General features: G+C 57.6%; 20 protein-coding genes, 1 other RNA gene and 1 pseudogene. 9 read left to right on the plus strand and 13 right to left on the minus strand.

Features of this window, described 5'->3' with window-relative positions; translation table 11 throughout:
- Positions 1–4: 4 nt before the first annotated feature.
- The 3 genes from RTE01_RS21285 to speB are packed head-to-tail and all read right to left on the minus strand — an operon-like array spanning position 5 to position 2,926.
- A complete protein-coding gene (locus RTE01_RS21285; protein WP_134527331.1) occupies positions 5–1,081 on the minus strand; it encodes an isopenicillin N synthase family dioxygenase in 1,077 nt (358 codons plus the stop codon).
- Positions 1,078–1,941 carry a sugar phosphate isomerase/epimerase family protein gene (locus RTE01_RS21290; RefSeq protein WP_134528611.1) on the minus strand — a complete coding sequence of 288 codons (864 nt, stop codon included), beginning with the start codon at positions 1,939–1,941 and terminating at the stop codon, positions 1,078–1,080. The genes RTE01_RS21285 and RTE01_RS21290 overlap by 4 nt, the downstream gene beginning before the upstream one ends.
- A gap of 34 nt (positions 1,942–1,975) precedes the next feature.
- A complete protein-coding gene (gene speB, locus RTE01_RS21295) occupies positions 1,976–2,926 on the minus strand; it encodes an agmatinase (protein WP_076946104.1) in 951 nt (316 codons plus the stop codon).
- Positions 2,927–3,038: 112 nt separating this feature from the next.
- On the opposite strand from speB, the gene RTE01_RS21300 reads away from it, so the two are divergent.
- Complete coding sequence (locus RTE01_RS21300) at positions 3,039–3,950, plus strand: LysR family transcriptional regulator (protein WP_041146814.1); 912 nt, start codon at positions 3,039–3,041, stop codon at positions 3,948–3,950.
- 215 nt (positions 3,951–4,165) lie between these two features.
- On the opposite strand, the gene surE is transcribed toward RTE01_RS21300, so the two are convergent.
- Positions 4,166–5,041, minus strand: a complete 876-nt coding sequence (gene surE / locus RTE01_RS21305; RefSeq protein WP_134527328.1) for a 5'/3'-nucleotidase SurE — start codon at positions 5,039–5,041, stop codon at positions 4,166–4,168.
- Between the two features lie 516 nt (positions 5,042–5,557).
- Between surE and RTE01_RS21310 the strand changes: the two genes are divergently transcribed.
- Together RTE01_RS21310 and RTE01_RS21315 are read left to right on the plus strand one after the other, a co-directional pair.
- Complete coding sequence (locus tag RTE01_RS21310; RefSeq protein ID WP_134527326.1) at positions 5,558–6,346, plus strand: histidine phosphatase family protein; 789 nt, start codon at positions 5,558–5,560, stop codon at positions 6,344–6,346.
- Positions 6,347–6,560: 214 nt separating this feature from the next.
- Positions 6,561–7,769: pseudogene (locus RTE01_RS21315) on the plus strand (OprD family outer membrane porin); the annotation flags it as partial.
- A 165-nt stretch (positions 7,770–7,934) separates the two neighbouring features.
- On the opposite strand, the gene RTE01_RS21320 reads toward RTE01_RS21315, so the two are convergent.
- Positions 7,935–8,789, minus strand: a complete 855-nt coding sequence (locus RTE01_RS21320; RefSeq protein WP_045857838.1) for a PA4780 family RIO1-like protein kinase — start codon at positions 8,787–8,789, stop codon at positions 7,935–7,937.
- A 550-nt stretch (positions 8,790–9,339) separates the two neighbouring features.
- Here RTE01_RS21320 and RTE01_RS21325 point away from each other — a divergent pair.
- The gene (locus tag RTE01_RS21325; RefSeq protein WP_041146809.1) at positions 9,340–10,515 is read left to right on the plus strand and encodes an efflux RND transporter periplasmic adaptor subunit; all 1,176 of its coding nucleotides are present in this window, start codon (positions 9,340–9,342) and stop codon (positions 10,513–10,515) included.
- A 23-nt stretch (positions 10,516–10,538) separates the two neighbouring features.
- Positions 10,539–13,691, plus strand: coding sequence for a multidrug efflux RND transporter permease subunit OqxB (oqxB, locus tag RTE01_RS21330; protein ID WP_134527324.1), 3,153 nt, complete (start codon positions 10,539–10,541; stop codon positions 13,689–13,691).
- 85 nt (positions 13,692–13,776) lie between these two features.
- Here oqxB and RTE01_RS21335 read toward each other — a convergent pair whose 3' ends face one another.
- From RTE01_RS21335 to smpB, 3 genes are all read right to left on the minus strand, one after another.
- Positions 13,777–14,256, minus strand: coding sequence for an RrF2 family transcriptional regulator (locus tag RTE01_RS21335; protein ID WP_041146807.1), 480 nt, complete (start codon positions 14,254–14,256; stop codon positions 13,777–13,779).
- A 442-nt stretch (positions 14,257–14,698) separates the two neighbouring features.
- Positions 14,699–15,062: a transfer-messenger RNA gene (ssrA, locus tag RTE01_RS21340) on the minus strand.
- Positions 15,063–15,205: 143 nt separating this feature from the next.
- Positions 15,206–15,688: an SsrA-binding protein SmpB gene (gene smpB / locus RTE01_RS21345; protein ID WP_041146801.1), complete on the minus strand. Its 483-nt coding sequence runs from the start codon at positions 15,686–15,688 to the stop codon at positions 15,206–15,208.
- Between the two features lie 153 nt (positions 15,689–15,841).
- On the opposite strand from smpB, the gene RTE01_RS21350 reads away from it, so the two are divergent.
- Positions 15,842–16,279 carry a type II toxin-antitoxin system RatA family toxin gene (locus RTE01_RS21350; protein ID WP_041146800.1) on the plus strand — a complete coding sequence of 146 codons (438 nt, stop codon included), beginning with the start codon at positions 15,842–15,844 and terminating at the stop codon, positions 16,277–16,279.
- Positions 16,269–16,562 carry an RnfH family protein gene (locus RTE01_RS21355; protein ID WP_115192092.1) on the plus strand — a complete coding sequence of 98 codons (294 nt, stop codon included), beginning with the start codon at positions 16,269–16,271 and terminating at the stop codon, positions 16,560–16,562. Before RTE01_RS21350 ends, RTE01_RS21355 begins: the two co-directional genes overlap by 11 nt.
- Positions 16,563–16,642: 80 nt before the next feature.
- Here the strand turns inward: RTE01_RS21355 and bamE are convergent, their stop codons facing one another.
- From bamE to nadK, 3 genes are all read right to left on the minus strand, one after another.
- Complete coding sequence (gene bamE / locus RTE01_RS21360) at positions 16,643–16,984, minus strand: outer membrane protein assembly factor BamE (RefSeq protein WP_041146798.1); 342 nt, start codon at positions 16,982–16,984, stop codon at positions 16,643–16,645.
- Between the two features lie 147 nt (positions 16,985–17,131).
- Positions 17,132–18,793: a DNA repair protein RecN gene (gene recN / locus RTE01_RS21365; RefSeq protein WP_134527321.1), complete on the minus strand. Its 1,662-nt coding sequence runs from the start codon at positions 18,791–18,793 to the stop codon at positions 17,132–17,134.
- Positions 18,794–18,879: 86 nt separating this feature from the next.
- Positions 18,880–19,758 (minus strand): NAD(+) kinase, encoded by an 879-nt coding sequence (nadK, locus tag RTE01_RS21370; RefSeq protein ID WP_041146796.1) that lies wholly within the window; start codon positions 19,756–19,758, stop codon positions 18,880–18,882.
- Between the two features lie 124 nt (positions 19,759–19,882).
- Between nadK and grpE the strand changes: the two genes are divergently transcribed.
- Positions 19,883–20,473, plus strand: a complete 591-nt coding sequence (grpE, locus tag RTE01_RS21375) for a nucleotide exchange factor GrpE (RefSeq protein WP_076948147.1) — start codon at positions 19,883–19,885, stop codon at positions 20,471–20,473.
- A 124-nt stretch (positions 20,474–20,597) separates the two neighbouring features.
- On the opposite strand, the gene RTE01_RS21380 is transcribed toward grpE, so the two are convergent.
- Together RTE01_RS21380 and RTE01_RS21385 are read right to left on the minus strand one after the other, a co-directional pair.
- Complete coding sequence (locus tag RTE01_RS21380) at positions 20,598–21,884, minus strand: HlyC/CorC family transporter (protein WP_041146794.1); 1,287 nt, start codon at positions 21,882–21,884, stop codon at positions 20,598–20,600.
- A 159-nt stretch (positions 21,885–22,043) separates the two neighbouring features.
- On the minus strand, positions 22,044–22,835 hold the full coding sequence (locus tag RTE01_RS21385) for a cytochrome C assembly family protein (protein ID WP_041146793.1): 792 nt from the start codon (positions 22,833–22,835) through the stop codon (positions 22,044–22,046).
- A gap of 167 nt (positions 22,836–23,002) precedes the next feature.
- Here RTE01_RS21385 and ffh point away from each other — a divergent pair, with 167 nt between their 5' ends.
- On the plus strand, positions 23,003–24,367 hold the full coding sequence (ffh, locus tag RTE01_RS21390) for a signal recognition particle protein (protein ID WP_041146792.1): 1,365 nt from the start codon (positions 23,003–23,005) through the stop codon (positions 24,365–24,367).
- The last annotated feature ends 42 nt before the right edge of the window (positions 24,368–24,409 follow it).

Raw genomic sequence — 24,409 nt, forward strand, 5'->3', positions numbered from 1 at the left:
ATCCTCACGGGTTAGTAACGGTTTTTTGCTGGGCTTGTTTTTTCAGATGACCAAAGGTGTTGGTGCCTCGGGCGCGTTCCGGGAGCTGCAGCTCGCCTTTGTTGACCTTCTCGCGCAGATAGCGATAGGTCTGCAGCGCCTGGCTCCACATATGCTCGCCAATGCTCAGCTCCTGGTAGTCGCTGGCCTCTCCGGCGGTTAAAAAGTTGGGCAGCGGGCGGATCAGGGTGTGGTAATCGCAGGCGAAGAACAGCGGGAAGGAGTAGCGCTCCTGCGGCACCTTGCGGACACGGTGGGCTGTAGCAACAAATGTGCCAGCGCTCAACACTTCCAGCATGTCGCCGATATTGATAACGAAAGCCTCTTCTCCGGCGGCGCTCTTCGCCGGCGGCGCGTCGATCCAGGCGCTATCTTCATTCAGCACCTCAAGACCCGGCTGGTCGGCGAGCAGCAGGGTGAAGCACTCGTAATCGGTGTGTGCACCAATACCGGGAACGTCTTCGGCGCTGGCGTCAAAGGGGTAGTGGATCAGGCGCAGCTTCGACGGCGGGCAGGTCACCATCGCCTTGAAATAGCCTTCCGGCAGGCCAAGGGCGAGGGCGAAGGCGTCAAACAGGCGATGGCCGAGGGCAAATACCGCTTCATAGTAGGCCAGCACCCGGGACTGAAACTCGGGCAGCTGCGGCCACTCGTTGGCGCCAATCAGCGGCGTTCCGGCCAGCACGAACGGGTGGTCATCCGCGGCCTGAAAGCCAATATCAAACGCTTCTTTGTGGTCCGGCTTGCCGGAGCCGTAGATCTCTTCCCCTTCCGGGACGTAGCCTTTGTGGCTGCGGGAGTGGCCGATGTAGTACTGCATCTTTTGTTCCATCGGCAGGGCGAAGAGCCGTTTGGCCGCCGTGCGGATCCCGGCGATCAGCTCAGGGGCAATGCCGTGGCCAGTGATGTAGAAAAAGCCGACTTCCCGCGCCGCTTTGCCGATGGTGTCGGCGACGGCCTGGCGCTTCGCCAGACTGTCGCTGGCCAGGTCGCTGATATCGATGGTCGGTAACTCGGTGAAAGAACTTTTTGCGACGTTCATGGCTGCGGATCCTTTTCGGTTAGCGATAAAAACTCGGCAAAATGCTGCTGTTCATGTTCCGCCATCCACGCATTCAGCGACCACAGATCGGCCACCGGAATGTTGGTAAACGGCAGGTGGTGCAGATAGCCGTCGGGGCCAAACTCGGGGGTCAGCGTGGTCTGCTGATATCCGCGCCGGCGCTGCGACTGCCAGATCTGCTGCCAGAAGCGCTGCTGAAACTGCAGCGCGGCCTGATATTCCGGCGCCGCCGGATGCGGCACCTGCGGCCCCTGGTCGTAGCCGGCGCGGGCCTGAACGTGGTGCACGCGGTCAATAAAGGCGCTGAAATCATCGCAGGGGTCATCCAGCAGACGCTCGCTTACCACAATCCAGTGGCTGATATCGGCGGTAAAGCGCAGCTGCGGCAGCTGCTGGATAATCTCGAGGGTCAGCCACGGGCTATACAGCGAGGTGGCGCGATGGGTTTCAAAGCTGCAGGTCACCTCACAGGCGGCGGCCAGCTCGTGGGCCCGGCCGAGAAAATCCACCTGCTGCGCCAGCGGCCAGCGGTCGTTGCCGGCCAGCAGATTGACAAAGCGCGGGTTCAGCGCCTTCGCCTCGGCAAAGCGGCTTTTTAAGCGCTCCAGATGCTGACCCGGCGTCTCGGCCTGCGCCGGGATCACGCTGCCGCCGCTGAAGAGGATGGCGATATACTCCAGTTCGGACTCCTGCAGGCGCCGGGCCAGCGTCTGCCGCTCGTCGGCGCTCGGCGGAACCCGCGCCTCGATGCCGCAGCAGCCGACGCTTTTTAGCTCGCTGAGGGTCTGCTGCCACGGGGTGGTCACGCCCCAGAGGGTGCGAAAAACCTTGAGCTGCAGGGTGGGCTGGGCGGTTGGCTGCATTCTGAATCTCCTATGGATATTTCACGCCCGGCAGGACGCAGAGCATTTCATACAGCAGGTTGGCCGCCAGCTGGGAGGTATTGCCGCTGACGTCGTAGGGCGGAGAGACCTCAACCAGATCGCAGCCAATCAGGTCCAGGCCGCGGCAGCCGCGGACGATCTCCAGCGCCTGAATAGAGGTCAGACCGCCGACTTCCGGCGTGCCGGTGCCGGGCGCCCAGATCGGGTCGAGGCTGTCGATATCGAAGCTGAGATAGACCGGACCCTCGCCCATCTGCTGGCGTACCTCGGCCATTAGCGGCGCCAGCGACCGGTGCCAGCACTGCTCCGCCTGCACCAGACGAAAGCCCTGATCGACCCCCCACTGGAAGTCGCCGGCGGCGTAGCCCTGTGCGCGCTGGCCAATCTGCACCACCCGCTTGAGATCCAGCAGCCCCTCTTCGACGGCGCGGCGGAAGGTGGTGCCGTGGGCGATTTTCTCGCCGAACATCTCATCGTTGGTGTCGGTGTGGGCATCCACGTGAATCAGCCCCACCGGGCCGTGCTTTTTGGTCAGGGCGCGCAGAATTGGCAGGGTGATGGTGTGGTCTCCCCCGAGGGTCAGGGGGATGAGCGGGAAACTATTTAAAGCGGTGTAGTAATCCTCGATGATCTGCACCGATTTGAGCAGGCTGTAGGTATTTATCGGCACGTCGCCGATATCAGCCACCGACAGCGATTCAAAAGGCGCCGCGCCGGTTGCCATGTTGTAGGGGCGAATCATCACCGACTCGGTGCGAATATAGCGCGGCCCGTAGCGGGTACCGGAGCGCTGGGAGGTGCCGATATCCAGCGGGATGCCAACGAAAGCGGCATCAAGGCCCTGTAAATCTTCGATAAAAGGCAGGCGCATCATCGTTGCGCGGCCGCCGAAGCGCGGCATCTCGTTGCCACTCTGCGGTTGATGAAAGACGTTATCCATTTCAGCTCCTGAATCTGAGTCACCAATGCTCGATGAGGAGATAGTGCGAAAGATGCGCTGGACTTTAAATCGCCTGCTGTAAATACTTAGTTCATTTAATGGTGAACTAAGCATGCACAACGACGGCAGTCTCAACATTCGTCAGCTGCAGATTTTTGAGGCGGTGGCCCGCCTGGAAAGCTACGGCAGAGCCCAGCAGGAGCTGGGGATTTCGGTGTCGGCGATCAGCAACGCGATGTCCCAGCTGGAAGGTCAGCTCGGATTTAGCCTGTGCCAGCGCGGGCGCGGCGGCTTTGCTTTGACCGAGAAAGGGCAGCAGTTTTTACAGCAGTCGATTCGGGTACTGGGCGAGCTGAACGAGCTGGAGCGCCAGTCGGCGCTGCTGAAGGGCGAGCACAGCGGCACGATTTGCATCTCGACCCTCGACTCGATTGAAACCGAAACCGCGCTGTCGCTGCCGGTGGTGCTGCGCAGCTTCAGCGATAAGTTTCCTCACGTGCACATCAAACTGATTATCCGCACCCCGGCGGAGCAGCTGAACGGCGTGCTCAACAACCATATCGATCTGGCGATCGGCAGCTACAACTCCCAGGTGCATAACATCATCAGCGAGCCGCTCTATCGCGAGCAGCACTGGCTCTACTGCAGCGACCTGCACCCGATGTTCTTCAGCCGCCAGCTCGATAAAGAGCAGATCAGCCAGTGCCCGCTGGTGACCCGCAGCTACTGGAATACCAGCGATCTGCGGCGGCGCGGCTTCAGCAAAGGCAGCGCCACCGTGGAGACGGTCGATGCGCAGCTGCTGCTGATCCTCTCGGGGAAATATATCGGCTACCTGCCGGAGCACTACGCCTGGCCGTGGATCAAGGAGAACCGGCTGCGGGTGCTGCTGCCCAACGAGTTCGGCTTCCAGTCGCCGTTCTCGGCGATTTGCAAACGCGGGCGCAGCAACGAGCCCTATCTGAAAGAGTTTCGTAATTTACTCAAGAAGAATACCGTCGCCAGGCCGAAGTGGAACTACTAGAGGCCGGATCGGGCGCTGGCCGCGCCGAGGAAAAAGAGAAAGCTTCTGAGTACAGACATTAGCACCCCGTTATATATTGAAAAACAATATGGTAAGTGCCGTATTTATAACTTCCTCTTCACTTCGTGCGCCTTCTCCGCCGTTTTTTAACCAATCGAGCTTTTTCCGCTCTGCCCGGCGACGTTCAGCGTCAGAGGGCCGTGCGGTGCGCGCGTTTACTGACCTAACAGCGCTTTGTACTGGCCTGTAAACTGCGGGGCGTTCCACGCGCCGTCAAAAAGGGTATAGGTGATATAGCCCTTGTTGAGCCAGCCGGAGTCGGTATCGTCCAGGGTTGGCGCGAGCGCCGCCGGGTTGAGGATCTGTTTCGCCTTGCCGTCGGCCGTCAGCTCATAGCCGATCTGCGGCGTCGGGAACGCTTCGTTCTCGACGTAGCGCACGCCTTTGATCTCGGCTTTTGCCAGCGGCGGATAATTAATGCTCAGCCCGGACCCTTTGGGTAAGAGGGGCGCGCCCGGGGTTCGTTTGGCGCTGAGAGTATCGACTACGCCCACGACGTAATCGACCGACTCCGGCCAGTATTGATGCGTCGCCGACCAGCCGTTTTTCATCTCCTCATCGCTAAAGATATAGCCGATGCTGGCGGCGATCGCCGGGATGCCGTAGCGCACGGCGCGGGCGGCGGCGCTGACGGTACCGGAATTGACCTGCGCCATGCCGGTGTTGGGGCCGTCGTTCACGCCGGAGATAACCAGATCCGGCGGCGCGTCCTTCAGCAGGCCATGAAGCCCAAAGTCAACGGCGTCCGCCGGGGTGCCGGGGAAGCAGTAGCGCCTGTCGGCGACCTTTTGCAGGTCGAAGATCTTACCGGGTTTAAAGGTGATGGCGGAACCTATGCCGCTTTGGTTGGTGGCGGGGGCGACCATCCAGACGTCATAGCCTTTGGCTGCCAGTTTGTCCTGCAGCGAGGTGCTGCCCGGCGAGGCGCAGCCGTCGTCGTTGACGATCAGTATTTTCAGCGCGGGCCGGGCCGCCCCGGCGGAGAAGGCGACGGCGGAGAGCAGCGCGGCGGTCAGGATGATTTTTTTCACTTTGGATCCTTGTGTTTGATGGAAGGGCTGAATCGGACGCAAAAAAAAACCTAAGACTCCTGCCAGCAGCGCCGCTGCGACGGATATCTTAGGTTTTGCCTGCGTTCAGTAACAATCCCGGATAGCCACGAAAATACGCCAGGCGGCGGCTATCGTCCAGGCAAAGACTATTTTTTGTGAGCGGCTTCAATAAATAAAATCGTTATTAGCGAGGTTCCCGAACGGGCCTTTTGCAGCTGGATATGTTTATTCATGGGGCTTATTGGCTGATACGAGAATATATAATGGAATATATGGCGTTGCCGCGGCTTAATCTGCGAGCGATCACATTTATTAATTTGCCATGCAAAAGTGTGTGGCGTTATTTCGCAAGGGTGATATGGTCGGCGTAATTGGATTGTTACTGTGTATACAGGCAAAAACTACGTTAGATAGCGAAAGCGGTGATTGTCACTTTCGTTATTGAGCGTGGTTTTTTTGTTTTTATTACAGATATAAATAACGCAAGGATATAACATGAAAAGATGGCTATTAGCTTTAATCGTGGTGACCTGCAGCGTAGCCTGGTCTGCGGAAAATAAAGTTCAGGATGCCGATAACGATACCGTGAATATCTATTTTGCGCGCCACGGAAAAACGCTGCTTAATACCTTTGATCGCGTTCAGGGATGGGCCGATTCTCCGCTGACCGAGGAGGGACGGCGGGTGGCGCGCTATTTAGGCGCCGGGCTCAAGGGGATTAAATTCGACAGTTTCTACACCAGCGATGCCGGGCGGCAACGCGAAACGATGGCGGTTATTATGACCCAGGCGGGGATCGTCGGCTCTCGGCCGACCGAGCTGGCGGGCCTTCGCGAAGCGTTCTTCGGCGGGTTCGAGGGCGGCTTGAACCGGGATATGGCCGCCGCGGGAGCCCGCCAGCTGGGGCTTGCCGATGCGGCGGCGCTGTACCGGGAGATGAAAGCCGGAACGCTGTCGGTGCGCGATAGCCAGAACGCGCTTGCCAGCGCCGATCCCAGGGGGATGACGGAGAGCTACGACCAGGTGAAGCAGCGCGTTCAGGCGGCGCTGGCGACCATGCTTGCGCAGGCGAAAGCCAACGGCGATAAAAATATTCTGGCGATTTCGTCCGGTACGGCGATGCAGATAATGATCTCCGATCTCACCGACGACCCGGCGAAAAATAAGCCGTTAGCCAACGCGGCGGTGGTCAAAATCAGCTATCACAACGGCCGCTATCGGGTAGATGAGATCGGCTCGTTAAAATACGTTGAGGCAGGAAAGCAGGCGCTCGGCGAAAAATAAAATAACGCTTACCACACTCTTTTGGGCCGCATCTCATTATTACCCGTCGTCGGTAAGGATGCGGTTCGGCCCGATTCTGGGGAATACTATGAATCTGACTCGCGTTACCGCAGCGCTTATCTTCCTTAGCGCTTCGACAGCCGCCGGGAGCGGTAATAATAATGAAGATAATCAGTCTTCGATGCTAATGAACAACATTGTTAGTGAGCCTTTTTTCCGCGATTCGCACATGACCTTATCGTTAAAAAACTACTGGAAATATCTTAAGGAAGAGAACGCCAATCCTAAGCGTGTACATAATGCATGGGGGCAGGGGATCGCCGTGGATTATCAGTCGGGTTATTTTAACGATATATTCGGCGCCGATATTATCTATTATGGCGCCGTTAAGCTGGGAGCCAGCGATTACTTTAACTCCCGCGGCGTGCTCTACAATAACGGTCCCGGCAATAGTAAACATAATGCCGAAGGCTTCTCTAAATTTGGCCAGCGTAATCTTAAGCTGAAGTACAGCATCGCGGATATACAGCTTAACGCCCGCTGGGGCTGGCAGGTGCTGAAAAACTATGGCGTCATCTCGACCTCGACGCGGCTGTCGCCGACCACCTACTCCGGCTGGAGCGGCGCCCTGAGCTATGACGACCTGACGCTGCGCGGCGCGTACGTGGAAAGCTCCATGGCTCGCAACTCGCCGGACAAGACGCATTTCCAGACCAACGCCGGGCGCGAAATTAATCACCTGGCCAGCGGCGAGCTGCTGTGGAAAAGCCGCTATCTGGATCTGCAGTATGGCTATGGCGAAAGCGATAACTATCTGCGCCGTCAGCTGCTGTTTGCCAATCTCAGACCGCTAGCGCCGCTGAATATCGGCATGCAGATATACGCCACCCGCGCGCTTGATGAGTATCGCGCGATGCCCGCGAGCAAGCGCGACTTCGATGATAGCGCCCGGCATTTCGCCCTTGATGCCAGCTGGAAAGCGCAGCGCTGGAGCAGCAGGTGGGGCATCGGCTATACCGAGGCTAAAAAAGCGAACGAGGTGGGGTTTTACCCGCGGCATATGAGCAAAAACTCGCGCGGCACGTTTATCTCAATGGCTTCTGCGGGCGATGACTACATGCGCGACCGGGAGCTGGTGCTGGCGAATATCTCGGACTACCAGCTGACCCCGGAGCTGGCGATCGGCCTGGCCGGCAATATTGCCCAGTTTAGCTACCGGGGCAATCACGTGCGCAGCGGCGAAATTAGCGCTTTCAGCCGCTGGGTTCCTTCCGATCCGCGCTTGACGGTATGGCTGATGTTTGGTCCGGGCTGGTCGTACAAAAGCAGCGGAAAAACGCCGGTGCTGACCGACGGCCACTACACCCGAACCCACACTCTGGCTTCAGAAGCGATCGTTGAATATCGCTTCCGCCTGTTCTGATTAACTGAGGGGTTCATTTGCCGGGCTAAAAATCAGCCCGACGGATTACTGGCTCATGCTTAAAATCGTGCGAATGTTGCGGGCGCTGGTGGCGATGTAGGGTCAGAGCCCGTCTGCCCCTTAGCCTGGGCTGCCGTGCGGCAGCGCAAAGGCCTACAACTATTCTTATTCGTCGTCGCGTTCTTTGGCGGCGCGCTGGCGGTCGTAGAACTCATCTTCCGCGGCGATGATTTCATCCATCAGCGAGTCCATATCGACCGCGTGGACCTCTTCAACAAAGAGGCCGGTTAGCGGCGTTTCCGGCGTTAATTTTCCGTCTTCATACAGCATCCATATCTCTTTCGCATAGCGCGTTTTTAAGAGCTGGGGGGCGAACTGGCCGTAGTAGGCGGTGATGTTATTCACGTCGCGTTCGAACATGGATTGCGCATGGTTGTTTGCTGCGGCATCTACCGCCTGCGGCAGGTCGATAATGACCGGCCCTTGCGCATCGAGCAGGACGTTGAACTCCGACAAATCACCGTGAACAAGACCGGCGCACAGCATGCGCACGATATTGCGGATCATGGTCGCGAAATCAGCAACGGCTTCCTCTTCCGTCAGGGCGACATCGCTCAGGCGCGGGGCGACCGCGCCCTCGGCGTCAGTGATAAGCTCCATCAATAATACGCCGTCAATGCAGATATAGGGCTGAGGTACGCGAACCCCGGCGTTAGCCAGCCGGAACAGGGCGTCGACCTCGGCCATTTGCCAGGTCTCCTCCTGCTGCTTGCGGCCGAACTTTGAGCCCTTTTGCATCGCGCGGTTATTACGCGAATTGCGGACCTTACGCCCTTCCTGGTACTGCACGGCCTGCTTAAAGCTGCGCTGTGCCGCCTCTTTGTACACTTTGGCGCACTGGATCTTATCACCGCATAAAACAGTGTAAACGTCGGCTTCTTTACCGCTTTTCAGCCGCTGAAGCACTTCGTCTATCAGGCCGTCATCGACCAGAGGTTGGATTCTGTTTGGGATTTTCATGCGGCTTTATACCTTATTTCAGACACTTTTCGTACTGATAATACGGGACAGTCATCGTGTTCCATCCGGGTCAAAATCATGACATTGCTCAGTAAGTGCGATGTTTTCTGCAATCGGTCACAAGGTTAACTGGAATCAGGGAAATTGTCCCGCAGGAATGCAGGTACAAAATGGCCGCAGGGCATACAGGGTGGGGCTCTTAGGGTTTCATCTAATGCCGTCGGCCCTCTCCGAGGGCGGATTTAGGGCGGGCTGGGGCAGCGAAACGGCCCTGACGGCGCCAGGCGGTTGCGGTAAATCCAGAAAAAACAACGGACCTTAACAAATGGTCATACTTCACTCGCGCGAATAGCACATAAAGTGCAACAATTATTCTTGCACTTAATTTAGCGCCTCCCTACAATCGCCGCGATAGTGTATTCGTAATTGATACATATTTTGTGGCGATGAGCGACACAAATGGCCTTCAGCCAGCCCGAACAAAGGAAGTGGCGCTGCGTCCCCCGCGGCGTCTTGTTCGGCGGCAACAACAACCAGCGGAATAAAAATAATGAGCCTGCAAAAACCTTGGGTTAACTTTCATCGGCGTTTGTTGGGGACGGCGCTGCTCGCGGCGCTGCTTGCCGGATGCGATAACGGCGTCGCGCAAAATGCCGCGCCGCAGGCGCCTGCCGTCAGCGCCGCCGACGTCGTGGTTAAGCCTGTCAGCCAGTGGGATAGCTTCAACGGCCGCATCGAAGCGGTAGAGAGCGTCCAGCTGCGCCCGCGCGTCTCCGGCTATATCGATAAAGTGAACTACACCGATGGCCAGGAAGTGAAAAAGGGCGAGGTGCTGTTCACCATCGACGACAGAACCTACCGCGCCGCGCTCGAGCAGGCGCAGGCGGAGCTCTCGCGCAGCAAAACCCAGGCCAGCCTGGCGCGCAGCGAAGCCGGCCGTACCGATAAGCTGGTAAACACCAACGTGGTCTCCCGCGAAGAGTGGGAGCAGCGGCGCTCGGCCGCCGTCCAGGCGCAGGCCGATATGCGGGCGGCGCAGGCGGCGGTTGACGCGGCGCAGCTGAATCTTGATTTTACCAAAGTGATTGCGCCTATCGACGGCCGCGCCAGCCGCGCGCTGATCACCAGCGGCAACCTCGTCACCGCGGGCGACAGCGCCAGCGTGCTCACCACCCTGGTATCGCAGAAGACGGTGTACGTCTACTTTGACGTGGATGAATCAACCTATCTTCACTATCAAAACCTTGCCCGCAGCGGGCAGGGGGCGTCCAGCAGCCATCTGGCCCTGCCGGTAGAAATTGGCCTGGTTGGGGAGGAGGGCTATCCCCATCAGGGCAAAGTGGATTTCCTCGACAATCAGCTCACGCCGAGTACCGGCACGATCCGCATGCGTGCAGTGCTGGATAACGCCCAGCGCCTGTTTACGCCGGGACTCTTCGCCCGCGTGCGCCTGCCGGGCAGCGCCGAGTTCAGCGCCATGCTGATTGACGACAAGGCGGTATTAACCGATCAGGACCGTAAATACGTTTATATCGTTGATAAAGATGGTAAAGCGCAGCGTCGTGATATCACGCCTGGCCGCCTGGCGGCGGGCCTGCGCATCGTGCAGCAGGGGCTCAACCCCGGCGATAAAGTCATCGTAGACGGCTTACAAAAAGTGTTTATGCCGGGCATGCCGGTTAACGCGAAAACCGTTGCCATGACCGCCAGCACCGCCCTTAACTGATCCCTTACCAGAGAATCCGTCGTATGGACTTTTCCCGCTTTTTTATCGACAGGCCGATTTTTGCCGCGGTGCTGTCGATTTTGATTTTCGTCACCGGGCTGATCGCGATACCGCTGCTGCCGGTCAGCGAATATCCTGACGTCGTGCCGCCGAGCGTGCAGGTGCGCGCGGAGTATCCGGGCGCCAACCCGAAGGTTATTGCGGAAACCGTGGCGACGCCGCTGGAAGAAGCGATCAACGGCGTTGAAAACATGATGTACATGAAATCCGTCGCCGGCTCCGACGGCGTGCTGGTGACCACCGTGACCTTCCGCCCGGGAACCGATCCCGACCAGGCGCAGGTTCAGGTGCAAAACCGGGTATCGCAGGCCGAAGCTCGCCTGCCTGAGGATGTTCGCCGCCTCGGGATCACCACCCAGAAGCAGTCCCCCACGCTGACCCTGGTGGTGCATCTGTTCTCGCCCGGCGGCAAGTACGATTCGCTGTATATGCGTAACTACGCCACGCTGAAGGTCAAAGATGAGCTGGCGCGCCTGCCCGGCGTCGGCCAGATTCAGATTTTTGGCTCCGGCGAGTACGCCATGCGCGTCTGGCTGGACCCTAATAAGGTGGCGGCGCGCGGCCTGACCGCCTCTGACGTCGTTTCAGCGATGCAGGAGCAAAACGTGCAGGTTTCCGCCGGCCAGCTCGGCGCCGAGCCCCTGCCGAAAGAGAGCGATTTCCTGATCTCGATTAACGCCCAGGGGCGCCTGCATACCGAGGAGGAGTTCGGCAATATCATCCTCAAAACGGCCCAGGACGGATCGCTGGTGCGCCTGCACGACGTAGCGCGCATTGAGATGGGCTCCGGCAGCTACGCCCTGCGCTCGCAGCTGAATAATAAAGACGCGGTCGGGATTGGTATCTTCCAGTCGCCGGGGGCGAACGCCATCGACCTCTCTAACGCCGTGCGCGCGAAGATGAGCGAGCTGTCGACGCGCTTCCCGGAGGATATGAAGTGGGCGGCGCCGTACGACCCAACGGTCTTCGTGCGCGACTCCATCCGTGCGGTGGTACAAACCCTGCTGGAAGCGGTGGTGCTGGTCGTGCTGGTGGTGATTCTGTTCCTGCAAACCTGGCGCGCGTCGATCATCCCGCTGATTGCCGTGCCGGTGTCGGTGGTGGGGACGTTCAGCATTCTCTATCTGCTTGGCTTCTCGCTAAATACCCTGAGCCTGTTCGGGCTGGTGCTCGCCATCGGGATCGTGGTGGATGACGCTATCGTGGTGGTGGAGAACGTCGAGCGTAATATTGAAGAGGGGCTGGCGCCGCTGCAGGCTGCGCACCAGGCGATGCGCGAGGTGTCCGGGCCGATTATCGCGATCGCCCTGGTGCTGTGTGCGGTGTTCGTGCCGATGGCCTTCCTCTCCGGCGTGACCGGGCAGTTCTACAAGCAGTTTGCGGTGACTATCGCGATTTCGACGGTGATCTCGGCGATTAACTCGCTGACGCTCTCTCCGGCGCTGGCGGCGCTGCTGCTGAAGCCGCACGGCGCGCCGAAAGATATGCCGACCCGGCTTATCGACAGGCTGTTCGGCTGGCTGTTCCGGCCGTTTAACCGCTTCTTCAACCGCAGCTCTAACGGCTATCAGGGGCTGGTCGCGAAAACCCTTGGCCGCCGCGGGTCGGTGTTCGTGGTTTATCTGCTGCTGCTTTGCGCCGCCGGCGTGATGTTTAAAGTCGTGCCCGGCGGATTTATTCCGACCCAGGATAAGCTGTACCTGATTGGTGGCGTGAAGATGCCGGAAGGTGCTTCGCTGGCGCGAACCGATGCGATGATCCGCAAAATGAGCGAGATCGGCATGAACACCGAAGGCGTGGATTATGCGGTGGCGTTCCCGGGGCTCAACGCGCTGCAGTTTACCAATACGCCGAACACCGGTACGGTCTTCTTCGGCCTGAAGCCGTTCGATCAGCGTACGCACACCGCGGCGGAAATTAACGCCGAGATTAACGCGAAGATCGCGCAGCTGCAGCAGGGGTTCGGCTTCTCGATCCTGCCGCCGCCGATTCTGGGGCTGGGCCAGGGTTCCGGCTACTCGCTCTATATTCAGGACCGGGCCGGGCTGGGCTACGGCGCGCTGCAAACCGCGGTTAACACCATGTCGGGTGCGATTATGCAGACGCCGGGAATGCACTTCCCGATCTCCACCTATCAGGCCAACGTTCCGCAGCTGGATGTGCAGGTGGACCGCGATAAGGCCAAGGCCCAGGGCGTGTCGCTGACCGACCTGTTCGGGACGCTGCAGACCTATCTGGGATCGTCCTACGTGAACGATTTCAACCAGTTTGGCCGCACCTGGCGCGTGATGGCTCAGGCTGACGGACCGTTCCGCGAGAGCGTGGAGGATATCGGTAATCTGCGCACCCGCAACAGCCAGGGTGAGATGGTGCCGATTGGCAGCATGGTGAATATCACCACCACCTACGGGCCTGACCCGGTGATCCGCTACAACGGCTACCCGGCGGCGGACCTGATCGGTGATGCCGATCCGCGCGTGCTGTCGTCCGCTCAGGCGATGACGACGCTGGCCGGGATGTCTAAGCAGGTGCTGCCGAACGGGATGAATATTGAATGGACCGACCTCAGCTACCAGCAGGCCACTCAGGGCAATACGGCTATGATCGTCTTCCCGGTCGCGGTGCTGCTGGCGTTCCTGGTGCTGGCGGCTCTGTATGAGAGCTGGACGCTGCCGCTGGCGGTGATCCTGATCGTCCCGATGACCCTGCTCTCCGCGCTGTTCGGCGTCTGGCTAACCGGTGGGGATAATAACGTGTTCGTACAGGTGGGGCTGGTGGTACTGATGGGGCTGGCCTGTAAGAACGCCATTCTGATTGTCGAGTTCGCCCGCGAGCTGGAGATGCAGGGAAAAGGGATCGTCGAGGCCGCGCTGGAGGCCTGCCGCCTGCGTCTGCGTCCCATTGTGATGACCTCGATTGCCTTTATCGCCGGGACTATTCCGCTGATTCTGGGACACGGTGCGGGCGCGGAGGTTCGCGGCGTCACTGGGATCACGGTGTTCTCCGGGATGTTAGGGGTGACGCTGTTCGGTCTGTTCCTGACGCCGGTGTTCTACGTCACGCTGCGCAAGTTCGTAGCGCGCGGCAAGCCGGCAGAGGAAGTTCAGCCCTCCTGACGTTGTGAGCAGCCTTTGTAGCATAAAAAAAACCGCCTTCAATGAAGGCGGTTTTTTACTATTTAAGGGGGCCGGAGCGACGGGTTTAGTGCGCTTTTTTGGCGAGATCGTCTGCTTCGAACAGCGACAGGCAGCCGCTGATATCGCCTTTTTTGACCTTTTCCAGCGCGCTTGCCACGGTATGGCGGGCCAGCACGTTCAGCGATGCCTGCTCGGCTTCGTCGGCGATGGATTTGAAGTACCAGCAGGCGTTGGCGCTGACCACGCAGCGGGCCGGGACGTCAGGGCGCGAAGCCCACAGCTTTTTGTCTTCGATAACGGAGACGTAGATATCGCGCAGGGTAATTTTATCAGCCGGGCGGCCAAGGTGGATGGATCCGTTGCGCCCCAGCGTCGAGACGATAATGCCGTCGCGCGTGAGGGGAACCATCAGTTTACGGATAAAGCTCGGATTGGCTTCCAGGCCATAGGCGAGGATCGCGCTGGTCGAACGTTCACCCAACTGCTCCGCCATCGCTACGCTGAGAACCATCTGCAAAGCTGTCGGGAAGCGGTAATCTAGCATTTCATCTTCCTGGGTCGCGGTGAATATTATTCTTTTTGGCACCGCAGAGGTGAGTGATCAATAAGCACAATATAACAAATAAGGCGACTTTTTAGAAGGAATCCCCGTCGGGGAGGGCACGTTAAGTCCATTTTCACGGTGGGCCTTTAGCGGGTGGTGGGACGTTGGCTGAAAGGGCGCCGGGGTTGGTCGGGAAGGGGATGCGTGATGATGCCGCGGGTCGCTATTGGCGATAAAGCGTTCGCTTAAAGGAGCGGTGAGCGGGGCGGGGTTCTGTTGCCGGGCGGGGCAGGCGTTGGGAGTGGGGCTGGAAGGCGTGAGGTTCGTAAGCTGAATTCAGGCTTCGGGGGAAAACTGCAGGCACAAAAAAGCCCGCAGGGCTTGCGCCTTGCGGGCTTTCAGGACTTCGTATCAGGCTCTGGTGACCGTCAACAAAGAATTTTGGTGGAGCTGGCGGGAGTTGAACCCGCGTCCGAAATTCCTACATCCTCGGCACTACATGCTTAGTCAGTCTTTACATTCGCCTGGCACCTGCGGACAGACACGCCACTACCAAACTAGCCTGATTAGTTTTAACGCTTCAACCCCAGGCAAGGTATTCACGCGATCTCTTTTGGATTTGACCTCTCTTTGATCCCCGTCTTAAGAGCGGAAGCTAGGGAGAGAGGGCTCAGAGCAGGTTATTAAGCTGCTAAAGCGTAGTTTTCGTCGTTTGCGACTATTTTTTTGCGGCTTTTTACGAGGCCAACCGCCCCTCGGCATGCACCTTGGGTTTCGCGAATCCCGTCGAATCCAGAATCAGCCCCAATGTGTTAGAACAAGTATAACAGATTTATGAACAGGCTTACCAGCCCCCGTTCGGTGGTTTATGGCGCCTGGTTGGGCAAAAAAGCAGCATCAACAACGATATAGCACAAGGGCCAGCTTAGCTGGCCCTTGGAGGAGGAGATTAGCGTCCGGCGTGTTTCATAATGCGCGCTTTATCTACCGCCCATTCGCGGTCTTTCAGATCGGTACGCTTGTCGTGCTGTTTCTTACCTTTCGCCACGCCGATTTTGACTTTGCACCAGGCGTTTTTCCAGTACAGCGACAGGGCAACGACGGTATAACCTTCCCGGTTAATACGGCCGTACAGCGCATCAAGCTCGCGCTGATTCAGCAGCAGCTTACGGGTGCGCGTCGGGTCACAGACGTAGTGGGTTGAAGCCACGGCCATTGGCGTAAAGTTGGCACCAAACAGATAGGCTTCGCCGTCCTTCAGGATCACGTAGCTATCGCCGATGTTGGCTTTGCCGGCGCGCAGAGATTTAACTTCCCACCCTTGCAGGGCAAGACCCGCCTCGTATTCATCTTCGATAAAGTATTCATGACGGGCGCGTTTATTCAGCGCAATGGTGGCTGATCCAGGTTTGTGTGATTTTTTCTTAGTCATAGTGTCCTGAAGTCATCGCTTATCTTATACATAGTTACCTCAATCCATCCTGCGAGGTGTAACGCGTTATCTTAGCATGAGTTGTGGCACAGCGTTTTTTTTAGCAGCAGATAAATGATATTATTTGCGCCGTGTTTAAATGTGGAACTTGCTATGCCTCAGATTAGCCGTACCGCGCTGGTGCCGTTCAGCGTGGAGCAGATGTATCAACTCGTAAACGATGTGAAGTCCTACCCTGATTTTTTGCCAGGCTGCACCGGTAGCCGCGTGCTGGAGTCCGGGCCGACGCAAATGATGGCGGCGGTTGATGTGTCCAAGGCAGGGATCAGCAAGACTTTCACAACGCGAAATACGCTAACCAGCAACCAGAGCATCCTGATGAGTCTGGTCGATGGCCCGTTTAAATCGCTTATTGGCGGCTGGCGGTTTATTCCGCTGAGCCCGGAGGCGTGCAAAATCGAATTTCACCTCGATTTTGAGTTCACCAACAAGCTGATTGAAATGGCGTTTGGCCGCATCTTTAAAGAGCTGGCGCTTAACATGGTGCAGGCGTTTACCACCCGTGCCAAAGAGGTTTATCGTGTCGGCTAAAATCGTCGTTGAAGTCGCCTATGCCTTGCCGGAAAAACAGTATCTGCAAAGCGTAAAGCTGGAGGAGGGGGCGACCGTCGAGCAGGCGATTATTGCCAGCGGGCTTCTGGCGCTACGCGACGATATCGACCTTGCGAAAAACAAGGTGGGGATTTATAGCCGCCCGGCTAAGCTGCACGATGAGGTTCATGATGGCGACCGGGTGGAGATTTACCGGCCGCTGATTGCCGACCCGAAAGAGCTGCGGCGCCAGCGGGCAGAAAAAAAGAACGACGAGAAGTAGTGTCGGTTGGCATAAAAAAAGCGCTCAATGAGCGCTTTTTGCGTTTCCAGAGCGGTATGACTACCGCCGCGGTCTGCGCATCAGTCTTTGGTCAGAGCCGGTTTGTTATCAATGTTGGTTAACACACCACTGCTGTTAAAGGTCAGAGTGAGGGTCTGCTGGGTAATTTTTTCATGCCCAGGCTGCTGACGGAAAACGTAGAACCAGGTGTTAGTGCCAAACGGATCCGACATCATTGGGGTACCCAGAGCATAAGCAACCTGCTGTTGCGTCATGCCGACACGAATTTTTGCTACATCGTTAGGTGCCAGATAGTTACCCTGGTTGATGTCAGGACGGTAAACCACTCGTTCCAGAGTGGAACAGCCTGCGGTCAACATAAGAAGAACCGCTGCGGCAGCAGTCAGCGTTTTACAGCGCATAGTGATTTGATTCCTTTTCGGGCCCGAGCAGTACGTGGCTCATCTGTAATATGCCGATAATAATAGACCTTTGCCCAGTTGGAAACCTTCGACTGCAGGTCTTGCGGCAATTTGCTGTTCACTATGACTCTGCGGAAATCAAAAAGTTTACGCCGCGAGCAACTCTTTCGCGTTCGCCAGCGTGTTGCGCGTGACTTCGCTCCCGCCCAGCAGGCGAGCCAGCTCCTGCAGACGCGCGCGTTTATCCAGCGGATGCATGTGGGTTTCTGTCATCTCACCGTCGGTCTCTTTGCAGACGATAAAGTGATGGTGACCGCAGCCAGCCACCTGCGGCAGGTGAGTGACGCACATGACCTGAGTCGATTCTCCCAGCTGGCGCAGCAGCTTGCCGACCACGGCGGCCGTTGGGCCGCTGATGCCGACATCGACCTCATCGAAAATCAGCGCCGGCGTTTCCATCTTCCGCGCGGTAATGACCTGAATCGCCAGCGCAATACGGGATAGCTCGCCGCCGGAGGCCACTTTAGCAATAGGCTGCAGCGGCTGGCCGGGGTTGGTCGTCACGCGAAACTCGATGCGATCCGCGCCTTCTGCGGTCAGATGACGCTCATCAAAGGCGATATCGATAGCAAAGACCCCGTGAGGCATAGAAAGTGAGTGCATACTTTCAGTGATCAGCCGGGTCAGCTCATCGGCGCTGCGCTGACGCGCGGCGTGCAGCTGGCGGGCCGTTTCCAGCGCCAGCTGGTGATGTTCAACCACCGTCTGGCTGAGCGACTCCAGCGAGCCCGCGCTGTCGTCCAGCAGGCGCTGCTCTTCTAACAGCGCCTGATAGAACGCAGGCAGCTCTTCCGGCGTAATTTGATGCTTGCGCGCGAGGGATATCTGCCGCGAGATGCGCTGCTCCAGTTCGAACAGGCGGTTCGGGTCGAGATCCAGGCGGTCGTTGTAATGGCGCAGCTCGTCGGTTGCCTCGCTAAGCTGAATTGAGGCTTCTTCCAGCATATCCAGCACGCTCGAGAGCTTGCTGTCCATGCCGACCAGCTCGCCCACCAGCTGCTTAGCGGCGTAGAGCTGGCTCTGCAGGTTCGCCTCTTCGCCGTCCGCCATCACCGTCAGCGCATGCTGGCAGGTGCTTAGCAGCTGGCCGCTGTTGGCAAGGCGTTTGTACTCTTCGTCGATTTGTTCGAATTCACCCTGCTGAGGGCAGAACTCGTTCAGCTCTTTTAGCTGATACTGCAGCAGGTCGGCGCGGGCGGCGCGTTCCTGGCTCTGCTGCTGATGCTGCGCCAGCTCGCGGCAGCTCTGGTGCCACTGGCGATAATGCCCGGCCATGAGCTGAGTAAGCGCATACTCACCGGTATAACCATCGAGCAGCGTTTTTTGATGTTCTGGCCTGGTTAACAGCTGGTGCGCGTGCTGGCCGTGGATCTGGATAAGCAGCTGGCCGAGCTCGCGAAGCTGTGAGAGAGGAACGGCGGTACCGTTAATGAAGCCTCGCGAGCGGCCGTCGGTGCTGATGACGCGGCGAAGTAAACACTCACGTCCGCTCTCCAGCTGGTTCTCTTCCAGCCAGCGCTGCGCCGCGGGCGTATCTTTTAGCGCGAAGCGCGCGCACAGGTCTGCGCGGCTGGCGCCTCTTCGCACCATGTCTGCTTCCGCTCTGCCGCCAAGGCACAGGCCAAGCGCATCGATGGCTATCGATTTCCCCGCACCGGTTTCCCCGGTGATGGCGGTCATGCCGCTGTGGAAATCGATCTCCAGTTCACGAACGATAGCAAAATTACTGATGGTAAGTTGCGCCAACATAGCTGCCTTCCTGTATGAAAAACCATTACTGTGTTTTCGTACAGTATAGACTGGTTTTTTATCCAGTAAAGAGGCAGCTTATAAAATCAGAATAATTTTTTCGACCAGCCGAGCTTGGTGCTCAATGTGTTGAAATAGCTGTAATCTTTCGGGTGGATAAGATTCAGGTGATAGTCGCAGCGGTGGATTAAGACATCTTCGCCGTCCTGAATCGGCAGGGCTATCTGGCTGTCGCAGCTGATCTCAAGGTCGCTGCAGCGCTGGGAGAAGCGCAGGCGAATGGTGCTGTCGCCGTTAATAACCAGCGGGCGGGCCGAGAGCGTATGCGGGAACATCGGCACCAGGGTGATGGCATCGAGCGAAGGCGTCAGAATGGGGCCACCGGCGGAGAGCGAATAGGCGGTGGAGCCAGTCGGGGTGGAGATAATCAGGCCGTCGGAGCGCTGGGAGAAGGCAAAGACCTCGTCGATATAGACCTCGAACTCAATCATATGCGCGACCTTGCCCGGATGCAGAACCACTTCATTAATTGCCGTGCTAATGCGCTTCTGGCAATCCTGCTGGCAGACCTGGGCCTCAAGCAGAAAGCGTTTTTCGGCGATATAGTGGCCTTCAAGCACGTCGGCAAGCTGCTGCAGCGCGTTATCCGGGTCGAGGTCGGTCAGAAAACCAAGATTGCCGCGGTTAATGCCGATAACCTGAATATCATACCGCGCCAGGGTGCGCGCGGCGCCGAGCATGTTGCCATCACCGCCAACGACGACCGCCAGATCCGCCTGTTGGCCAATTTCCGCCAGCGTTCCCGTTTTGACGTTGCTAAGCTGTAGCTCATGGGCGATCTGTTGTTCAACCAGAACTTCATAGCCTTTGCTGCATAGCCAGCGCCAGAGCATTTCATGTGTGGTCAGCGCGGTTGGGTGACGAGGGTGCCCCACAATGCCTATACACTTGAAATGGTTCTTCATGTTCTGGATGTCCTTGCGTTAAATGAATGATGACAATCTGACTGCTTCCCTTGAAACCCGGAAACTGATCCCCATAATAAGCGAAGTTAGCGAGATGAATGCGAAAAAAAACGCGGAGAAATTCATGAGTAGTAAAGAACAGAAAACGCCTGACGGGCAAGCCCCGGAAGAAATTATCACGGAACAGCACGACAACGTTGAGGCGGTTGAGCCTGAGGTTTCTGCTGACCAGGTGGATCCGCGCGATGAAAAAATTGCGAATCTGGAAGCGCAGTTGGTTGAAGCCCAGACTCGTGAACGCGAAGGTGTACTGCGCGTAAAAGCGGAAATGGAAAACCTGCGTCGTCGCACTGAGCTTGACGTGGAAAAGGCGCATAAATTCGCCCTGGAGAAGTTCGTTAACGAACTGCTGCCGGTGATCGATAGCCTGGACCGCGCGCTGGAAGTGGCCGATAAAGCTAATCCGGACATGGCTTCTATGGTTGAAGGCATTGAGCTGACGCTGAAGTCGATGCTGGACGTTGTGCATAAATTCGGCGTGGAAGTGATTGCCGAGACCAACGTGCCTCTGGATCCTAACGTCCACCAGGCCATCGCGATGGTTGAGTCTGAAGACGTGGCGGCAGGCAACGTGCTGGGCGTGATGCAAAAAGGCTACACCCTGAACGGTCGTACTATTCGCGCAGCGATGGTGACCGTGGCGAAGGCGAAGTAATTCGCTGTAAAACGGCCGCCTGCGGGTGGCCGTTTTTTTATGTTTTATTTCCCTGCGCTAGCGCCGGTTTGCGGCAAAAAAAACGGCGAACCGAGGTTCACCGCTGCACTGCGTTAATGCCCGATTATTCCGCCGCGCTTTCACGCAGCGGCTTCACCGGCATCACCTTCACCTGCTTAATCATATTGTCCTGAACGTCGAGAATATCGATGTCGTACTGCTCGATGCGCACGCGCGTGCCGGGAACGGGGATCTCTTCCAGCGCTTCGAGAATAATGCCGTTAATCGTTCTGGCTTCGTCTTCCGGCAGGTGCCAGTTAAACGCCTTATTGATTTCACGAACGTTGGCGCTGCCGTCAATAATCACCGAGCCGTCGTTGAGCGGGGTCACTTCCTCCGCCAGGGTGGGTGACATCGAGGTCGTAAAGTCGCCGACAATCTCTTCCAGAATATCTTCAACGGTCACCAGACCCTGGATATCGCCATACTCATCGACCACCAGCCCCACCTTCTTCTTATTGCGCTGAAACTTCACCAGCTGCGTGCTCAGCGGCGTGCCTTCCGGTACGAAGTAAATCTCGTCCGCAGCGCGGAGCATCACCTCTTTGGTGAACTCCTTTTTCTCGGTCATCAGGCGGTAGGCTTCCCTGACGCGCAGCATGCTGATGGCGTCATCCAGCGAACCGCGGTAGAGCACAATGCGGCCGTGCGGCGAGTGGGTGAGCTGGCGGACGATAGACTTCCAGTCATCGTTAATATCGATACCGATAATCTCGTTACGCGGAACCATAATGTCGTCCACGCTGACCTTCTCGAGGTCCAGCACCGACAGCAGCATGTCCTGATTACGGCGGGAGATCTGCGTGCGCGATTCATTCACGATGGTGCGCAGCTCGTCTTTGCTCAGCGCCCCGCTGATAATGATATCGGTCTTGATGCCCATCATTCGCATCAGCAGGCGGGTGATGGTGTTCAGCAGCCACACCAGCGGCATCATCAGTATCTGCAGCGGCGCCAGCAGGAAGCTGCTCGGATAGGCGACTTTCTCCGGATACAGCGCGGCGATAGTCTTGGGCAGGACCTCGGCAAACACCAGCACCACGAAGGTCAGAATCCCGGTGGCAATCGCGACGCCGGCATCGCCGTACAGGCGCATACCTACGATAGTCCCCAGCGCAGAGGCGAGGATATTAACCAGGTTGTTGCCGATCAGCACCAGGCTGATTAAGCGATCGGGTTTGCGCAGCAGCTTTTCGACGCGCTTCGCCTGCCGGTTGCCCTGTTTCGCCATATGACGCAGGCGGTAGCGGTTCAGCGTCATCATGCCGGTCTCAGAACCGGAGAAATAGGCTGAGATGATCACCATGATAATCAACGTCACGATTAGCGTGGTGGTAGAGATGTGTTCCAGGAGGGACTCCTTAAAGCCTGTCCCACCGGACGATTACCGGCCCGATCCGGCAGAGACTGTAACCTTCGCATCCTTAGAATATGCGGCGGTTTGTCGGCGCTGCCGGCGTTCATATGGCCTGTTGTAATGCTGCCCGGTGGAGTTGCTCGTAGTCTGGATTTAGCTAATAAACTGCTGAAGTACGCGGCTGCCAAAATAAGCCAGCGTCAGTAGGCCTGCGCCGGTGACGTTAAACCAGACGACCCGGCGACCGCGCCAGCCTTCATGGTAATGTCCCCATAGCAGGACGATATAAACGAACCACGCCACGATCGACAGCACGGCTTTATCAATGTTTTCCGTGCTGAACAGGTTGTGCATGTAGAACAGCCCGGTGCACAGCGTCAGCGTCAGCAGCACCACGCCGACCTGGGTGATATGAAACATTTTACGCTCAATACTCATCAGCGGCGGCATTTCGTGACTAAAAGCCAGCTTTTTGTTTTTCAGCTGATAGTCAATCCAGGCCAGCTGCAGGGCATACAGGGCGGCAATGATCAGCGTTGCGTAAGAGAAGAGCGACAGGCCAATATGCACCAGCATGCCTGGGGTTGTTTCGAGGTGCGTGATGTACTCGTTGGGTACGAAGGTGGCGAAGGCCAGATTGATCAGCGCAAAAGCGTAGACGATGGGCAGCAGCAGCCAGCCTCGATTGCGCGACGCGACGATGGTCATCACCGTACAGATCATCAGGCTGACCAGCGAGCCGACGTTGAGCAAGCTGAGATTTTGCCCGCTATCGCCGCCGGGGAAAATGCGTGACTCCAGCGCAAAAGCATGACAAATCAGCGCAATAGTTGCTGAAAGTATCGCCATCCGCCGCCAGCTGCTGTTCTTTTGCAGTAGGCCGGGGACGATCAGCGCCAGGCTGATGGAATAGGCGACAAGCGCGAGTAGAGCAAAAACAGGCATATGGGCGTCGACTGTTGACTAAATAAGAAAGAGAAGCAGTATAGCGTTACGCGACGTCTGCTCCAACCGTTGCATCACATCCCGGTACATGTCGTGTTATACTGCGGCAAATTTGTTTTTGTAGTGTCGCTGCGGCGACCGACAGTTTCCACCTCAGGCGAGAGACAATGTTTGATAATTTAACCGATCGTTTGTCGCGTTCGCTGCGCAACATCAGCGGCCGCGGACGCCTTACCGAAGACAACATTAAAGAAACCCTGCGCGAAGTGCGCATGGCGCTGCTCGAGGCGGACGTCGCGCTGCCCGTCGTGCGTGATTTCATCAGCCGCGTAAAAGAGAGCGCGGTGGGTCATGAAGTTAACAAAAGCCTGACGCCGGGCCAGGAATTCGTCAAGATCGTGCGCAACGAACTGGTTGCGGCAATGGGCGAAGAGAACCAGGCGCTGGACTTAGCCGCTCAGCCACCGGCCGTGGTGCTGATGGCGGGCCTGCAGGGCGCCGGTAAAACCACCAGCGTCGCGAAGCTGGGTAAATTCCTCCGTGAGAAGCACAAGAAGAAGGTGCTGGTTGTCTCCGCGGACGTTTATCGCCCGGCGGCGATTAAACAGCTGGAAACGCTGGCCGAGCAGGTGAGCGTTGATTTTTTCCCGTCCGACGTCGGCCAGAAGCCGATCGACATCGTTAACGCTGCGCTGAAAGAAGCGAAGCTGAAGTTTTACGACGTGCTGCTGGTGGATACCGCCGGTCGTCTGCACGTTGACGAAGCGATGATGGACGAAATCAAGCAGGTTCACGCTGCCCTTAACCCGGTAGAGACCCTGTTTGTCGTCGATGCGATGACCGGCCAGGATGCGGCGAACACGGCGAAAGCGTTTAATGAAGCGCTGCCGCTGACCGGCGTCGTGCTGACTAAAGTGGACGGCGACGCCCGCGGCGGTGCGGCCCTGTCGATTCGTCATATCACCGGTAAGCCGATTAAATTCCTCGGCGTCGGCGAAAAAACCGAAGCACTGGAGCCGTTCCATCCGGATCGTATTGCCTCCCGTATCCTCGGCATGGGCGACGTGCTGTCGCTGATCGAAGATATCGAGAGCAAGGTTGACCGCGCGCAGGCCGAAAAGCTGGCCTCCAAGCTGAAGAAGGGCGACGGCTTTGACCTCACCGACTTCCTCGAGCAGCTGCGTCAAATGAAGAACATGGGCGGCATGGCCAGCCTGATGGGCAAGCTGCCGGGCATGGGGCAGATCCCGGACAACGTTAAGTCGCAGATGGACGATAAAGTGCTGGTGCGGATGGAAGCTATCATCAACTCGATGACGCTGAAAGAGCGCGCCAAGCCTGAGATCATCAAAGGTTCGCGCAAGCGCCGTATCGCCGCGGGCTGCGGGATGCAGGTGCAGGACGTTAACCGTCTGCTCAAGCAGTTTGACGATATGCAGCGCATGATGAAGAAGATGAAGTCGAAAGGCGGCATGATGAAGATGATGCGCGGCATGAAGGGCATGATGCCTCCGGGCTTCCCTGGTCGTTAATACGCCTCATAATTCAAGCCGCAGATGCGTTGGTTGCATTCG

The sequence above is a fragment of the Klebsiella terrigena genome (assembly GCF_006539725.1).
GTDB lineage: Bacteria > Pseudomonadota > Gammaproteobacteria > Enterobacterales > Enterobacteriaceae > Klebsiella > Klebsiella terrigena.

What these genes read in the sequence shown, in the direction of transcription:
- RTE01_RS21285 (WP_134527331.1), bottom strand. Translation starts at nt 1,081, where the DNA reads ATGAACGTCGCAAAAAGTTCTTTCACCGAGTTACCGACCATCGATATC.
- speB (WP_076946104.1), bottom strand. Translation starts at nt 2,926, where the DNA reads ATGGATAACGTCTTTCATCAACCGCAGAGTGGCAACGAGATGCCGCGC.
- RTE01_RS21300 (WP_041146814.1), top strand. Translation starts at nt 3,039, where the DNA reads ATGCACAACGACGGCAGTCTCAACATTCGTCAGCTGCAGATTTTTGAG.
- RTE01_RS21310 (WP_134527326.1), top strand. Translation starts at nt 5,558, where the DNA reads ATGAAAAGATGGCTATTAGCTTTAATCGTGGTGACCTGCAGCGTAGCC.
- RTE01_RS21320 (WP_045857838.1), bottom strand. Translation starts at nt 8,789, where the DNA reads ATGAAAATCCCAAACAGAATCCAACCTCTGGTCGATGACGGCCTGATA.
- RTE01_RS21325 (WP_041146809.1), top strand. Translation starts at nt 9,340, where the DNA reads ATGAGCCTGCAAAAACCTTGGGTTAACTTTCATCGGCGTTTGTTGGGG.
- oqxB (WP_134527324.1), top strand. Translation starts at nt 10,539, where the DNA reads ATGGACTTTTCCCGCTTTTTTATCGACAGGCCGATTTTTGCCGCGGTG.
- RTE01_RS21335 (WP_041146807.1), bottom strand. Translation starts at nt 14,256, where the DNA reads ATGCTAGATTACCGCTTCCCGACAGCTTTGCAGATGGTTCTCAGCGTA.
- smpB (WP_041146801.1), bottom strand. Translation starts at nt 15,688, where the DNA reads ATGACTAAGAAAAAATCACACAAACCTGGATCAGCCACCATTGCGCTG.
- RTE01_RS21350 (WP_041146800.1), top strand. Translation starts at nt 15,842, where the DNA reads ATGCCTCAGATTAGCCGTACCGCGCTGGTGCCGTTCAGCGTGGAGCAG.
- bamE (WP_041146798.1), bottom strand. Translation starts at nt 16,984, where the DNA reads ATGCGCTGTAAAACGCTGACTGCTGCCGCAGCGGTTCTTCTTATGTTG.
- recN (WP_134527321.1), bottom strand. Translation starts at nt 18,793, where the DNA reads ATGTTGGCGCAACTTACCATCAGTAATTTTGCTATCGTTCGTGAACTG.
- nadK (WP_041146796.1), bottom strand. Translation starts at nt 19,758, where the DNA reads ATGAAGAACCATTTCAAGTGTATAGGCATTGTGGGGCACCCTCGTCAC.
- grpE (WP_076948147.1), top strand. Translation starts at nt 19,883, where the DNA reads ATGAGTAGTAAAGAACAGAAAACGCCTGACGGGCAAGCCCCGGAAGAA.
- RTE01_RS21385 (WP_041146793.1), bottom strand. Translation starts at nt 22,835, where the DNA reads ATGCCTGTTTTTGCTCTACTCGCGCTTGTCGCCTATTCCATCAGCCTG.
- ffh (WP_041146792.1), top strand. Translation starts at nt 23,003, where the DNA reads ATGTTTGATAATTTAACCGATCGTTTGTCGCGTTCGCTGCGCAACATC.